Annotated in this window: 10 protein-coding genes and 5 tRNA genes; 8 read left to right on the forward strand and 7 right to left on the reverse strand. The window is 72.5% G+C overall.

Translation table 11 applies throughout. From position 1 onward, the window contains the following. Window positions 1-76 precede the first annotated feature (76 nt). A complete protein-coding gene (locus E9228_RS02420) occupies window positions 77-670 on the forward strand; it encodes a molybdopterin-dependent oxidoreductase (RefSeq protein ID WP_166778997.1) in 594 nt (197 codons plus the stop codon). After that, window positions 667-1,443 carry an FAD-binding oxidoreductase gene (locus E9228_RS02425; protein ID WP_341849733.1) on the forward strand — a complete coding sequence of 259 codons (777 nt, stop codon included), beginning with the start codon at window positions 667-669 and terminating at the stop codon, window positions 1,441-1,443. Before E9228_RS02420 ends, E9228_RS02425 begins: the two co-directional genes overlap by 4 nt. 320 nt (window positions 1,444-1,763) lie before the next feature. Here the strand turns inward: E9228_RS02425 and E9228_RS02430 are convergent. Then, a tRNA-Gly gene (locus tag E9228_RS02430) sits at window positions 1,764-1,835 on the reverse strand. Window positions 1,836-1,968: 133 nt separating this feature from the next. Between E9228_RS02430 and E9228_RS02435 the strand changes: the two genes are divergently transcribed. After that, window positions 1,969-3,366, forward strand: coding sequence for a serine hydrolase (locus E9228_RS02435; RefSeq protein ID WP_166778998.1), 1,398 nt, complete (start codon window positions 1,969-1,971; stop codon window positions 3,364-3,366). A gap of 190 nt (window positions 3,367-3,556) precedes the next feature. Here E9228_RS02435 and E9228_RS02440 read toward each other — a convergent pair whose 3' ends face one another. The 6 genes from E9228_RS02440 to E9228_RS02465 form a co-directional block, all read right to left on the reverse strand. After that, complete coding sequence (locus tag E9228_RS02440) at window positions 3,557-5,413, reverse strand: glycoside hydrolase family 18 protein (protein ID WP_166778999.1); 1,857 nt, start codon at window positions 5,411-5,413, stop codon at window positions 3,557-3,559. Window positions 5,414-5,616: 203 nt separating this feature from the next. Continuing rightward, window positions 5,617-6,204 (reverse strand): hypothetical protein, encoded by a 588-nt coding sequence (locus tag E9228_RS02445; protein ID WP_166779000.1) that lies wholly within the window; start codon window positions 6,202-6,204, stop codon window positions 5,617-5,619. Window positions 6,205-6,225: 21 nt separating this feature from the next. Further along, the gene (locus E9228_RS02450) at window positions 6,226-6,918 is read right to left on the reverse strand and encodes a GDSL-type esterase/lipase family protein (RefSeq protein ID WP_166779001.1); all 693 of its coding nucleotides are present in this window, start codon (window positions 6,916-6,918) and stop codon (window positions 6,226-6,228) included. A 130-nt stretch (window positions 6,919-7,048) separates the two neighbouring features. Next, a tRNA-Val gene (locus tag E9228_RS02455) sits at window positions 7,049-7,123 on the reverse strand. A gap of 23 nt (window positions 7,124-7,146) precedes the next feature. After that, window positions 7,147-7,220, reverse strand: a tRNA-Cys gene (locus tag E9228_RS02460). 86 nt (window positions 7,221-7,306) lie between these two features. Then, window positions 7,307-7,378: transfer RNA gene (locus E9228_RS02465), tRNA-Gly, on the reverse strand. A 248-nt stretch (window positions 7,379-7,626) separates the two neighbouring features. Between E9228_RS02465 and E9228_RS02470 the strand changes: the two genes are divergently transcribed. The 5 genes from E9228_RS02470 (at window position 7,627) to E9228_RS02490 (ending at window position 14,041) form a co-directional block, all read left to right on the forward strand. Then, a tRNA-Val gene (locus E9228_RS02470) sits at window positions 7,627-7,699 on the forward strand. Between the two features lie 201 nt (window positions 7,700-7,900). Beyond that, window positions 7,901-9,436 carry a DUF3375 family protein gene (locus E9228_RS02475; RefSeq protein ID WP_166779002.1) on the forward strand — a complete coding sequence of 512 codons (1,536 nt, stop codon included), beginning with the start codon at window positions 7,901-7,903 and terminating at the stop codon, window positions 9,434-9,436. After that, complete coding sequence (locus tag E9228_RS02480; RefSeq protein ID WP_166779003.1) at window positions 9,433-10,272, forward strand: DUF4194 domain-containing protein; 840 nt, start codon at window positions 9,433-9,435, stop codon at window positions 10,270-10,272. Before E9228_RS02475 ends, E9228_RS02480 begins: the two co-directional genes overlap by 4 nt. Further along, window positions 10,269-13,634, forward strand: coding sequence for an SbcC/MukB-like Walker B domain-containing protein (locus E9228_RS02485; protein WP_166779004.1), 3,366 nt, complete (start codon window positions 10,269-10,271; stop codon window positions 13,632-13,634). Before E9228_RS02480 ends, E9228_RS02485 begins: the two co-directional genes overlap by 4 nt. 65 nt (window positions 13,635-13,699) lie before the next feature. Next, on the forward strand, window positions 13,700-14,041 hold the full coding sequence (locus E9228_RS02490; RefSeq protein ID WP_166779005.1) for a hypothetical protein: 342 nt from the start codon (window positions 13,700-13,702) through the stop codon (window positions 14,039-14,041). The last annotated feature ends 35 nt before the right edge of the window (window positions 14,042-14,076 follow it).

Genomic DNA, 14,076 nt, shown 5'->3' on the forward strand with positions numbered 1-14,076 from the left:
GCGGACGAGGGCGCAGCCGTGGCAGGATCGGGTGGGCGGCGGTCTCGACGCCGGTGACGACAGGAACGAGGACGCGATGGCCAGCTTCACCCGCGGGTTCGGCGGACGCCGCCGTGACGTCGACGACAGCAAGATCCCGCCCGGGCAGACGCTCGTGCACGACTGGCCCGTGCTGTCGGCCGGAGCCACCCCGGAGATCGAACCGTCCGAGTGGAGCTTCTCGATCCGCACCGAGTCCGGCCTGCACTCGTGGACGTGGGACGAGGTCCGGGCGCTCGGGCTCGAGGACATCACCGTCGACATCCACTGCGTCACGCACTGGACCAAGCTCGGCATGGGCTGGCGCGGCGTCCCGCTCGACAAGCTCTTCGCCGACATCGAGACCTCGCTCGACTTCTGCATGGTCCACAGCTTCGGCGGCTACACCACGAACGTCCCGCTCGACGAACTGCTCGACGGGCAGGCGTGGATCGCGTTCGAAGCGGACGGCGAACCCCTGACCCCGGAGCACGGCGGCCCGGCGCGGCTGCTCGTCCCGCACCTGTACTTCTGGAAGAGCGCGAAGTGGGTCCGCGGCATCGTCATGCACGCCGAGGACGAGCCTGGGTTCTGGGAGAACGCCGGCTACAACATGCACGGGGACCCGTGGAAGGAAGAGCGGTACTGGTGACCCTGCCCGCCACGCCGGTCCGGCCGCTCCGTCGTCCCGCCTGGCACGACGCGACGGTCGTCGCGGTCGCTCCCGAGACCCCGAACGCCGGTCGTCTCGTCCTGGACGTCCCGACCTGGCCGGGCAACGACCCGGGCCAGCACCTCGACCTGCGCCTGACGGCCGAGGACGGCTACCAGGCGACCCGCTCGTACTCGATCGCCTCCGCCGGCGACGGCACCCGGATCACGCTCGCGGTGGACCGGGTCGAGGACGGCGAGGTCTCCCCGTTCCTGGTCGACGCCGTCGAGGTCGGCGACACGCTCGAGGTCCACGGACCGCTCGGCGGCTGGTTCGTCTGGCGTCCGGACGTCTCGGCAGCGGACCCACGACCGGTGCAGCTCATCGCCGGCGGGTCGGGCATCGTGCCACTGCTGCCGATGGTGACCGCCCACGCCGAGGCCGGCGACCCGTCGCCGTTCCGGATGCTCTACGCCGTCCGGACGCCCGAGGACGTCTTCTTCCGGGCCGAACTCGACGCGGCGGTCGCTGCAGCGGACCGGGCACCGTTCGCGCTCGACGTGGTCTACAGCCGTCAGACCCCGCCCGGAGCCGAGACACCCGCCGGGCGGCTCACACGCGACCGCCTGGCCGCGTCGGTGCTGCCGCCCGACGCCGGGGCACTCGTCTACGTCTGCGGCTCGACGCCGTTCGTCGAACAGGTGCTGCGCTGGCTCGGTGAGCTCGGGCACGACGTCACCGAGGTCCGGGCGGAGCGTTTCGGCGGAGCCTGACGCGCGACAGTCCACGCGACGTTCGTCAAGGGGGCTCGCGGACGGTGCGGGATCGTTGCGGGAAACCGCACGGACGGAACGTGTGCCCATCTCGGGGGGCAACGGTTCCGAAGACATGCCCGGGACCTGCGCCGGACCACCCATCCGCCGGTCCCCTGGAGGCGACGATGCCTCCGCGCCGGCGTGGGCGCGGGGACCCGAACCCTGCGCCCAGCCGGCGCCGACGACCACCGGGCGACTGCATCGCCACACGCCCCACGACGCACGAAACCCCCGGCCACCGGCCGGGGGTTTCGTCTGTCTCTTGAGGAACGCTACTGAGCGGATGACGAGATTCGAACTCGCGACCCTCACCTTGGCAAGGTGATGCGCTACCACTGCGCCACATCCGCATGCTGCCCACCGGGGTGACCAACACGGCCAACTGTACCCGACGTCGGTCCGGAACCGGGCCTCCCGGCCGCGTGTCGGGCGCGCCGGACCCTCACCCACTGCCGGAACGACGCGCCGACTAGGGTCGGAGCCGTGACGACGACGTTCCGACGCAGCTCCCCGTCCACCCTCGGTATCGACGCGACGGGCGTCGATCGACTGGTCTCCGCGCTCGAGGACACCGCCGGTGTCGAGCCGCACAGCATCATGGTGCTCCGGCACGGCCAGGTCGCTGCCGAGGGCTGGTGGGCCCCGTTCGCCGCTGACCGAGCGCACCTGCTGTACTCGCTGAGCAAGAGCTTCACGGCAGCGGCCGTCGGGATCGCGGTCCGCGCCGGGCTCATCGACCTCGACGACACGATGATCAGTCACTTCCCGGAGCTCGACGCCGAGGTCACCGACGAGCGCACACGGCGGATGCTGGTGCGACACCTGCTGGCGATGGCGAGCGGGCACCGCACGGACACCATCGACCGGGCAGAGCAGCTGGACCCGACGAACACCGTGCGCGGCTTCCTGCTGCTGCCGCCCGAGGAGGAGCCGGGCAGTGTCTTCGCCTACAACCAGCCGTGCACGTACACCCTCGGTGAGATCGTCCGACGGGTCAGCGGCACCTCGCTGCTCGAGTACCTGCGCCCGCGGCTGCTCGCACCGCTCGGCATCGACGACTTCGCCTGGCGGCGGGACGACGCCGGCGCGGAACTCGGGTACAGCGGCGGCTACACGACGACCGACGCGATCGCCGCCCTGGGCCAGCTGTACCTGCAGGGCGGTGTGTGGAACGGCGAGCGTCTGCTCGACGAGGACTGGATCGCCGCAGCCACCAGCGTCCGGGTCGAGAACCCGGACGAGGCCGCCGCGGACTGGTCCGTCGGCTACGGGTTCCAGTTCTGGATGGCCCGGCACGGCTTCCGCGGCGACGGCGCGTACGGGCAGTTCTGCGTCGTGCTGCCGGAGCAGGACGTCGTCGTCGCGATGACCGGGCAGAGCGTCGACATGCAGGCCGTCCTCGACGCGGTGTGGGAACACCTGCTGCCGGCGGTCGACCGGCCGGGATCCGCCGCCGACGACGGCCGGCTGCAGGACCGCCTCGCCGGGCTCGCCCTCCCCCCGGTGAGCGGCGATCCGCTCGGCACGCTGCCGCAGGGCTCCGCCGTCACCCTGTCGGCAGGCACCGGAGCCGGACTGGAGGCACTGCACCTCACCCAGGACACCGACCGCGGGTGGGTGCTCACCCTCCGCGACGCCTCCGGGACGGTCACGGCGCCGGTGGGCGACGGCTCGTGGCTGGTCTCCGGTGCGACGGCGACGAGCGGTGCCCGAGCCGGTGACGTGGTCACGATCGACGTCCGCTTCGTCGAGACGCCCCACCTGCTGCACGTCCGCTGCGACCTGGCCGACGGGTCCGCTTCGGCCGCCTGGGAGACCGAACCGCTGCACGACGGCATCGCCACCCTGCACCGGCCGGTCGACCGATCCCCGGTGGACTGAGCTCGGCCGACGCCGACGCCGACGGTCCGGAGAGCGCGGAACCGCAAGGCCGGCCGATGTGCCGGTCCCTACGGTCGGACGGGTGGAACACGGAACGGACAGCGGCGAGGCGGACGTCACCACGGGCGGCATCGATCGCGTCCCTGCTCGAGGAGCTCGCCGACGCGCTGCGCTGACGGGCTCCGTCGGCTCACCCGGTCGCGCCGGTGACCACCGCACGCGCGAACGACCACTGCGCCTCCGGCACCCCGGAGCACATGTACGCGCCGATGGACGGGTTGCACGGCTGGTCGCGGGTCGCTTCCCAGTAGGACAGCACCTCGATGCCGTTCGCCACGGACCAGGCGGCCAGGGCCTGGGCGTCCGCGCGGGTGAGGACCTCACCCGTGTCGTTGAGCCCGATCATCGGGGTGATCCCGATCATCGACAGACGCTCGGCAGCACTGAGTCCGGCGTACGCGGGGATCGCGGCGAGCTGCGTCGCGGTCGCCACCGCCGCCGACTCCGCCGCCGCCGCCATCGGCCGGGAGCCCTGCCCGTAGTCCATCGCCATGAGGTTCACCGCGACCGGACGGACACCGGCGGCGGTGAGCCCGCGGACGGCAGCGATGCCCTCGTCGAGGAGCCCCGTCGGCATCACCGGCAGGGTGAGCGAGACGTCGAGGTGGCGCCCCTTCGCGGCCTGCGCGGCGACGACCCCGGCGATCGCGCGCGCACGACGCTGGTTCGCTGCCGTGTCGCCGAGCGCCGTGCCCTCGACGTCCAGGTCGATGCGGTCGACGCCGAACCGGTCGACGACCTGCTGGTACGCGGCCTGCAGCTCCGCCGGGTCGGTGCACTGCAGGGCGAGCTCGCTGTTCACCGCGCCGCCGAAGGACACCACGACCTGACCGCCGCTCGCCTGGAACGCGGCGATGTTCGCGTGGAAGTCCTGCGGGCCGCCGATCCGGTACGCGTCGAAACCCGCCCACGCCGGCGTGCAGGCGCTGCCGCCGTTGTCCGAGACCACGAACGCCAGCGTGAAGGCGCGCATGCCGGTCTGCGTCGCGAAGGACCGCAGGTCGGCTGTCGGCCACAGCCCGAGGTCGACGTACGGGGCGATCAGGGTCCGACCGACCCGCGGCTGCGTCAACGGTGCCGGCGCCGCGATGGGCTCCGGGGCGGGGGCCGGCGTCGCCGGGGCGCCGACCGGTCCCCCGCCCACCGTGCACGCGACGTCCGTGCCGGCCGGCAGGTCGAGGACGGTGCACGCGGTCGGGACGACGCCGGCGCCGCCCGTCGTCGTCGAGGTCAGGCCGAACGACGTGGCGGCACCGGCGTCGAGGACGGTGGCGTAGGACGGAGCGGCGGCGACGAAACCGTCGGGCACCGAGCTGGCTGAGGCGTCCCAGATCGTGTCCACCGCTGCGGCGTAGGTGAACCGGATCCGCCAGGGCGCGAGCCGGAGGGAGGTCCGGTTCGTCACGGACACGGAGGACTGCGTGCCCGTGGTCCAGGTCGAGTTGTTGAGCCAACCGACCGACACGACGCCGTCCCGACCGGTGCTCGGGCTGGGAGTCGGGGTCGGGGTCGGGCTCGGGGTCGGACTCGCCGGCGGCCGGCCCGGGGTGGCCTTCCCGCCGTTCAACGAACACGGCAGCGCCGCTCCGACCACCGTGCAGGAGGTCGGGACCGTCCGCGCCTTCGCGACCTTCCGGGAGTCGATGCGGAACGACGCCGTCGCCCCCTTCGCCAGGTCGGACCGCCCGGTGACCCCGGCGACGGTCAGCACGCTCGTCGAGCTGGACACCCGGCGGACGTCGCGGAACACCGTGGCGGCGGAGCCGTAGGCGAACGTGATCTTCCACCCCCGCCACGTCGCTCCGGACCCGTTCGTCACCCCGACGGCGGACCGGAACCCCGTCGACCAGGACGACGTGTTCCGCCACGAGACCGACACCTGCGTGCTGGTCGCGGCGACGGCCGGGGCCGCGGTGACCGTGGTGGCGAGCAGTGTGAGCAGCACCACCACCGGCAGGAACCGTCTGGTCGGGATCGGACGCAGCATGGAGCCACTCCTCGGGTCGGGAACCGTCCGCAGCCCCCTCGGACCGGACGTCTCGTTCCGTCAGGCGCTATCGGCCACGCGGAGCGATCCGTCGGCGTTCCGAGTCGCCGAGGTCGGCGGCGTCCGGTCGCGATCGTGACCGGACGACGACGGGAGGCGCGGTGCCGGCTGGTACCGCGCCTCCCGTCCGTCGACGCACGTCGTCACTCCGGCGTCGGCGTCCGGTCCGCGCTGTCGACCGACTCGAGGGTCGCCAGGAACCGCCGGCGCCGGCGGTCCTGCACCAGCGCGGTCACCACCGCCGCGACGACCAGCCCGGTGCCGGCGATCAGGAGCACGACGGCGAACCCGTCGACGGACCCGTCGTCGGAGAGACGCGAGACCTGGTTCATCCCGACGGACAGGCCGAGCCCGGCGTTCTGGACGGCGTCGACCAGGATCACGTCCCGGTACCCGAGGGCGTACTCGACGACGACGCGACGGTCGTCACCGGTCAGGCCGTCGACGGACCGCCGCCGAACCGCCCGGCGCAGCCGACGCGCGGCCGCCTGGTCGCCGAAGCGCCGGCCGTTGGACCAGCCCGTGCCGAGCGAGGCCCGCAGCGTGAACGCCGTCACCACGAGCGCCAACCCCGCGAGCGAGATGCCGAACGACAGCGATCGCAGGCCCAGCCCGACGGCGAGGCTGACGAGCGCGGTCGCGACGACGGCGGTCCCGACCCCGACGACGAGCAGGCGGGTCACGGCGACGCGCGTCACGAGCCGGCCCGCCCCGTCGGTCACGTTCTGCACGGGATGTCCTCGGTGCCCGACCTACGGCTTCGCACCGGTGACGGACTGCGTGACGGCGACCGTCATGCGCGGTCCGAGGTACCGCTTCGCGGTGGTCGCAGTGGGGTGCACCCCGTCGGGCGACGACGTCCCGGCACTCCAGGTGTTGTCGATGTGACGGACCGACGAGAACGGGTCGACCCAGCCCCATCCGCGCGACGACGCGAACTCCTGCAACGACCGGTCGAGCACGAAGCCCGCGGCCCGGCGGTCGATGCGTTGCGGGCCGTCTGCGGTGCGGTCGCACGGAGGCACCGCGGCGAGCAGGACGTGGCGTGCGCCGACCTTGCGGACGATCGTGCCGATGTTCTTCCGGACGGTGGCCGGCGAGACGCCGTTGCGGACGTCGCCGACGCCGACCATGACGACCAGCACGTCCGCGTCGCGGTGTGTGACCTGGGCGGCGACCGTCGCCGAGGTCAGCCCGCCGGCCGCCACGCCGCCGACCGACTTCGCCCGGCGGGTGTCGACGTACTTCACCCAGGACCACTTGTTGCTCGCCTGCGTGACGCTGTCCCCGGCGAACGTGTACGTGACGGGGGCGGACGCAGCGCGGGCCGCGTCGACTGCCGGTGTGGTCGACGCGACGGCACCGGCGGCGACCGTGGCCGTCACGACGACGGCGGTGACGGCGGAGAGGACCGCCGCGAGGCGAGGGAGCGACTTCGTGTGCACGGAGGAGAACCTAGCGGATCACGAGGATCGATCACGGACACGGTCGGCGCGCGCTGGCCGCCGACCGGACGGGTCCGCCATGGAACGAGGAAAGCCCCCGGGTGTCTGTCGACACCCGGGGGCTTCTTCGTGGTGGGCGATACTGGGATCGAACCAGTGACCTCTTCCGTGTCAGGGAAGCGCGCTACCGCTGCGCCAATCGCCCAGATGAGTTCCGCCGGGGCGGACTGGAGGTGGGGACGGGATTCGAACCCGCGTGGACGGCTTTGCAGGCCGCTGCCTCGCCTCTCGGCCACCCCACCATCAAGGTCCACGTCTGGCGTAGTACCCGATCGGTGGGATACCTCTTCTGGAGAGTTGCTGCCTTCCGGAGAAGACAGGCACCTCGAGCGGATGACGAGATTCGAACTCGCGACCCTCACCTTGGCAAGGTGATGCGCTACCACTGCGCCACATCCGCATGGTCTGACCTGAGTCACACCGGTGTTGTCCGACCCGCTCTCGCGGCGACTCGTAAACTGTACCCAGTTCACGCGGTTTCTCCAAAACCCATCCCGTTCACCGGGCGTGTCCCCCGGGTTCATGCGGATCGGCGGGGTCTCCACGGTCCTCCAGGGTGCCCACGCGGCCGGCGACGCGCGCGACGGGTGGCCGGTGTTCCGACCACGGCCGGACATCCGCTACTATCGATCCGCACGCAAGTGCGAGGGGCGATTGGCGCAGTTGGTAGCGCGCTTCGTTCACACCGAAGAGGTCATCAGTTCGAGTCTGGTATCGCCCACGTGCCCGTTCCGGGCAGTCGAAACACCCGCAGTAGAAACACCCGCAGTAGAAACACCCGCAGTCGAAACACCCGCAGTCGAAACACCCGAAGAGCCCGACGCCACCGCGTCGGGCTCTTTGCATCCCCCGACGGGCTCATGACACGACTGGGCTGACGACACGACCTGACCACACGACCCGACCGACCACCAGGGGCAGCATGACCGACGTCGACCTCGAGTTCGCCCGGGTCCGCCAGGTGCTCGACCGTCCGACGCTCCGGCTCATGTCGCGTCCGACGAGTGCCGCCGTCGTCTCGGTCTTCCGCACGGTGTTCGACCGGGACGTCCAGTACGTCCCCGCGGACCGGATGCACCTGCAGGTCGAGGAGCACGTCGCCCGGCTGCAGGCGACGGGTGCGCGCGTGCCGGCGAGCGACTCCACGACCGGTGACCTCCCCGCCGGCGAGGCTCCGCGTCCGAACGGCCGTTCGCTCTGCCGCGAGTGGGTGGCGGCGCAGTGGCTGGTCCGCTCCAACTCCCCCGACGGCGACGAGCAGTACAGCCTGACGAGTCACGCCCTCGAAGCGCTGAGCCTCATCGACGCCCTGTCGTCCGAGCGCGCGCTCATCAGCGAGAGCCGACTGACGATGATCGTCGACGCCGTGCACCGCTGGGCTGCCCGCGCCGAGCCCGACCGGGACACCCAGGTCCGCCGGCTCGACGCCCAGATCGCGGAACTGCAGGCCGAGCGCGACCGCCTGGCCCGTGGCGACGAGGTCGTCACGGTCGACGAGGACCGGATGCGCGACGGCTACACGAACCTCACCGACCTGATCCGCCAGCTGCCGAGCGACTTCAAGCGCGTGGAGGAGGCGGTGGCGACGATGCACCGCGAGATCGTCGAGGACTTCCGGCAAGAGGTCCGCCCGATCGGCGAGATCCTCGACGACTACCTCGCCCGCACCGACAACCTGATGGAGTCCACGCCGGAAGGCCGGGCGTTCCAGGGGGCGTTCGAGCTCCTGCGCGACGACGCGCTGCTCCTCCGGCTCCGCGACGACATCACCACGATCCTGGAGCACCCGTTCGCTGGCTCCCTCAGCCCGACCGAGCGTCGGACCTTCCGCGGCACGGTCGGCATCCTCCGCCAGGGCATCGAGGACGTCCTCGCCCAGCGCCGGATGCTCACCGCGACGCTGCGCGACCAGATCGTCGCGCACGACGTCGTCCGGGACCGCGAGCTCGACGCCGTCCTCCGCTCGGTGAACCGCGGTCTGGCGGCCTGGATGGACGCCGGCTCGGCACGTGATCGCGTCCCGCTCGGCCTGCTGCCCCCGTCCGCCGCCGTCGGCACGCTCCGCGAACGCTTCTACGACCCGGACGCCGAGTCCGTGCCGCCGCCGATCGAGGAGCCGGACGACGACGTGTTCGAGGACATCGACGTCGAGTCACTCCGCCGCCACGGCGGTCCGCTGCTCGCCGAACTGCGCGACGTCCTGGCCCGTGCCGCGACCGGCTCGAGCGTCGACGCGTTCCACGCGCTGCCCGCCGAGCAGCGCCGACCCGTCGAGCTCTTCGGACTCGCCCACCTGCTCACCGGACACGACGACTTCGAGGCGGCCGCCGCCGCCGCGCCGCACCGCACGGTCCGGCCCGACGGCGAGCCGGTCACCTTCCACATGCCCACCGCCGCGCTCGCCCCGGCGGGCGACGCACCGCACCCCGACGACGAACCCGGCCAGGAGGCACGGTGAGCGACACGACGCCAGCACCCGTCCACGACGAGGTCACCTCGGTGGACGACGGTCCCGTCGACGTCTTCGGTGGACCGGAGGACGCCTCCGGTGAACCGGAGCGCGACGAGAGCACGTTCGCGCTGTTCGAGGGCGACGAGGGCCGACTCGACGAACCCCAGCGCCGCGCCCTGGTCGCACTGCTCCGACACCCCTACGTCAGCGCCCGCACGCACGCGGACGAGTGGCGTGCCGTCCTGGACGCCGAACACCAGCTGCGGTCGCGGCTCAACGACCTCTTCCTCGAACTCCACGTCGACCGGGACCGCGAGGTCGCCTTCAAGCGCCAGGCCCGGTCCGAGAGCACCCGGCGCGGCTTCCCGACCCTGCTCCGCGATGCCCCGTACACCCGCGAGGAGACGATCGTCCTCGTCTACCTGCGCATGCGTCTGCGTGCCGACGCCCGACCGGGCCCCGACCAGGTGGTCGTGGACCGGGCCGAGATCCTCGGGCACGTGTCCGGGTTCCGGCCGGCGACCGCGACCGACCGCACCCGCGACGAGGCCCGCGTGGCGAAGGCGATCGAACGGCTGGTGACGGCCCGGGTGCTGCTGAAGACCTCCGACCCGGACCGCTTCCGGATCGCGAGCGTCATCGAGGTCCTCCTGCCCCTCGAGCGTCTGGTCGAGCTCGACAGGTGGCTGACGAGCACCACCGCGTTGCGGAACGCGACCACGGACGGCGGTGCGGCGACCGACGGGGGTGAGCCGGGCCTCCCGGTCGACGTGACCGAACCCGACGAGACCGAGCCGGACACCGAGACCGACGCCGACGACACCGAGGAGGACCGCGCGTGAGCACCGTCGACACCGACACCACGGGCATCCCCGCCCTGTTCGACACGGTCGCGCAGTGGCGTGCCGAGTCCATGCAGGTCATCAACTGGGGCGGCTTCCAGGGCCACCGCCAGGTCGAGCTCTCCGGGACGGCGACGCTGATCTCCGGCGCCTCCGGAACGGGCAAGTCGACGCTGATGGACGCGTACCTCGCGGTCATGATGCCGTCCGACGTGCCGTTCAACGGCGCCTCGAACGACGCGACCACCGGACGGGCCCGCAGCGCCGACCAGCGGAACCTGCTCACCTACCTGCGCGGCAAGGTCGACACCCGACGGGACCCGGAGACGGGCGCGCTCGAGGACGTCACGCTCCGCGGCGACGAGCAGACCACCTGGGGCGCCGTCGCCGTCACGTTCCGGAACGACGACGAGCGGCGGTTCACCGTCCTCCGCGCCTACATCGTGCCGCGCCGCGCCCGCGGTGTGGCGGACATCCAGATGACCATGGCGACCGTCGACGACGTGTTCGACCTGCGCCGCCTCGAGGACTTCGTGCCCTCCCGGTTCGCGCACCTCGAGCTCACCGGGCGGGTCCCGGGGCTCGTCATCCGGGACACGTACCAGGAGCTGGCGTACACGCTGCAGACCCGGCTGGGCATCGGCGACTCGGGCGGCGGCAACCGGGCGATGCGCCTGCTCGCCCGCATCCAGGCCGGGCAGCACATGCCGACCGTGGACGCCCTCTACAAGTCCCTCGTGCTCGAGACCCCCGGCACGTACGAGGCGGCCGACCGCGCCCTCGCGCACTTCGCCGCCCTCGACGAGGCGTACGAGGCGATGGACACCGAGGAGCGCAAGGTCCGCATCCTCTCCCCCATCGCCGAGCTGCACGACGAGATCGAGCGGTCCCGTGCGGCCGCCGCTGCACTCGACGGCATCGCGACCGGCGCCGACGTCTCGCCGTTCGCGCACTGGACGGCGTCCCGGAAGCGGGAGCTGCTCGACCTCGAGGTGGAGCGGAACACCCGGGAACGGACCGCCACGCGCGCGGAGGTCGAGGCCGCCTCGGCCCGGCACGCCGCGGTGGAGGTCGAGCTCCGTGACGCCGAGGCCCGGCTGCGCGACTCGGGTGGCAACGCGCTCACGCAGCTCGAGGACCGCATCGACCGCGGGACCCGGGAGCGTGCCGCCGTCGCCCGCACCCGCGAGGTCTTCGACGAGCGCACCGCTCCCCTCGGCGAACCGCTGACGACCGAGGCCGAGTTCACCGAGGCCCAGCGCGCCAGCCACGAGTTCCTCGGCACGTACAGCGCCCGTCGGGACGACCTCGACGGCCGCCGCGACGCCCTGACCCGTGAGGAGTACCCGCTCCTCGACCGCGAGCGGACCCTCCGTCAGGAACGTCGGTCGCTCGAGCACCGCCAGGGTGCGATGCCGCTGCCGATGCACGAGGCCCGGGTCGCGATGGCACGGGCTGCCGGCCTCGATCCGGCGGACGTGCCCTTCGTCGCCGAGCTGCTCGACGTCCTGCCCGCCGAGGAGCAGTGGCGGACCGCGATCGAGTCCGTGCTGGCCCCGGTCGCCCGGACCCTCCTCGTCGACGAGGACCGCCTGGACGACTTCAGCGCCGCGATCGACTCGCTGCGCCTGCCGGTGCGGGTGCAGTTCGAGGGCGTGCCGATGGGCCCGCACCTCGACTTGCCGGGCGACCGATCGATGGTGTCCGGCAAGCTCGCGATCAAGCCGTCGCCGTTCAGCACGTGGGTGCGGGAGCGCATCGAGTCCGACCGGATCGACGCCCGTTGCGTCGAGGACGCCGCCGACCTCGGTGGTGGCGGCCGCCGCGTCACCGTCGCCGGGCAGCTCCGCGACGGCCGCCGCGGTGCCCACGGTGACCGTCGCCAGGCGAACGTCATCGGCTTCACGAACGAGTCCCGGGTCCGCTCCGTGGAGACCGAACTCGCCGAGATCTCCGCGGACCTGACCGCCCTGGAGGCCCGCCGCACCGACATCGCGCAGGACCTGGCCGTGCTCGACGCGCTCCGCACCGCGCACCAGCACCGCGTGGACGTCACGTGGGACGCGGTCGACGTGGCCGGTGCCGACGCGTCGCTCGCCCGTCTGGAGGACGAACGCCAGGCGCTGCTCGCCGCCGACGACGGGCTGCGGACGCTCCGGGAGTCCGTCGCACGGCTCCGCGCCGCTCTCGACGAGGCCGGCGACCGTCGGTCCGCGGCACGGCTCAGCGTCAAGCGGCTCGAGGAACGGCACGCGGTGCTCGTCGACGGTCAGGACGCGGCCAGTGAGATCCTCGAGCGCTTCACCGAGGCCCCGGAGCGGCTGCCGGACGAGCAGCAGCGACGGCTGCTCGCCGAGGCGTTCGACGAGGTCGGGGCTCCCGACGGCGTGGACGGCTTCGACGACGCGACCAAGCGCCTCCGCCGGCGACTCGAGGAGCGGCTGTCACAGGCCCTCGACGGCGCCGCGACTGCCTCGGTGGCCCTCATCACGACCTTCGAGCGCTACCAGGACGCCTGGCCGGACCCGAACCTCGGCACCGGGGTCGCGTCGTACCCGGACTACCGGGCGATCCTCGACCAGATCGTCGCCACGGGCCTCCACGCCCGGCGCAGTGAGTGGCGTCGACGGCTGTCCCAGTGGAGCGGCGAGGACCTGGTGCCGCTCTCCGGCGCGTTCGACCGAGCCGTCGTCGAGATCGAGGAGCGGCTCGAGCCCGTCAACGAGATCCTGCGCGACCTGCCGTTCGGCGCGAACCGCGACCGGCTGAAGATCGTGATCCGCCGGGTCACCCGCGAGGACGTCACCCAGTTCCGCCGGGAGCTCCGTGCCCTGTCCGCGTCGGTCGACACCGAGCTGACGGACGACGTCCTCGAGACCCGGTTCCGACGCCTGCGCCGGTTCATGGCGGTGATCCGACCCGACCCGGAGTCCCCGCGTGGCCGGACCACGCAGCGCGACGCGGTCCTGGACGTGCGTCGGCACATGGAGATCACGGCCGTCCGCTACGACACCGCGGGCGACGACCTCGGCGTCTACTCGTCCCTCGGTGACAAGTCCGGTGGCGAGACGCAGGAGCTCGTGGCGTTCATCGTGGGTGCGGCGCTGCGGTACCAGCTCGGCGACGAGACCCGTCCACGCCCGAGGTTCGCACCGGTGTTCCTCGACGAGGCGTTCATCAAGGCCGACTCGGAGTTCGCCGGCCGTGCGGTCACCGCCTGGCTGCGCCTCGGGTTCCAGCTGGTGGTGAGCGCGCCGCTCGACAAGGTGACGGCCCTGGAGCCGTCGATGGAGCGGCTGCTGTCCATGCGGAAGCACCCGGACACCGGGTACTCGTCGGTGACGGAGATCCGGCGGGACTGACGCGCCCGCGGCGTGCCCGGGTCCGGTCCCGGGGCGCTGCCCGGGGTCGGCGGTAGGGTCGACGCGTGTTCGGACGTCGCGCTCCCCGCCCTGCTGCCCCCGACGACGCCTCCGGCGCGGTGCCGTCGGACGTCCCGGTCCTCGGCATCGGTGCCGTGGTGCGGGTGGTCCCGTCGGACCGCGGCGACCAGTGGGCGGACGACCCGATCGGGCTGATCGTCGCTCCGGGAGGCGCGCAACTCGCCGGGTACGCCGGCGCCGGTGTGCGGGTGGCCTGGGTCGTCGAGTTCGACGAGCCCGCGTACACGACGGACGGCCGCGGCCCGTTCGAGCGCGCGACCGTCCTGAGTCGTCAGCTGGTGCCGGTCCCGCTGGAGCCGGAGACCGTGGACGCCGGAGCGTCCTGACCGGTCAGTACTCTTCGGAGCCGGACTTCATCATG

This window comes from Curtobacterium salicis, assembly GCF_011759505.1.
Classification (GTDB): Bacteria; Actinomycetota; Actinomycetes; order Actinomycetales; family Microbacteriaceae; genus Curtobacterium; species Curtobacterium salicis.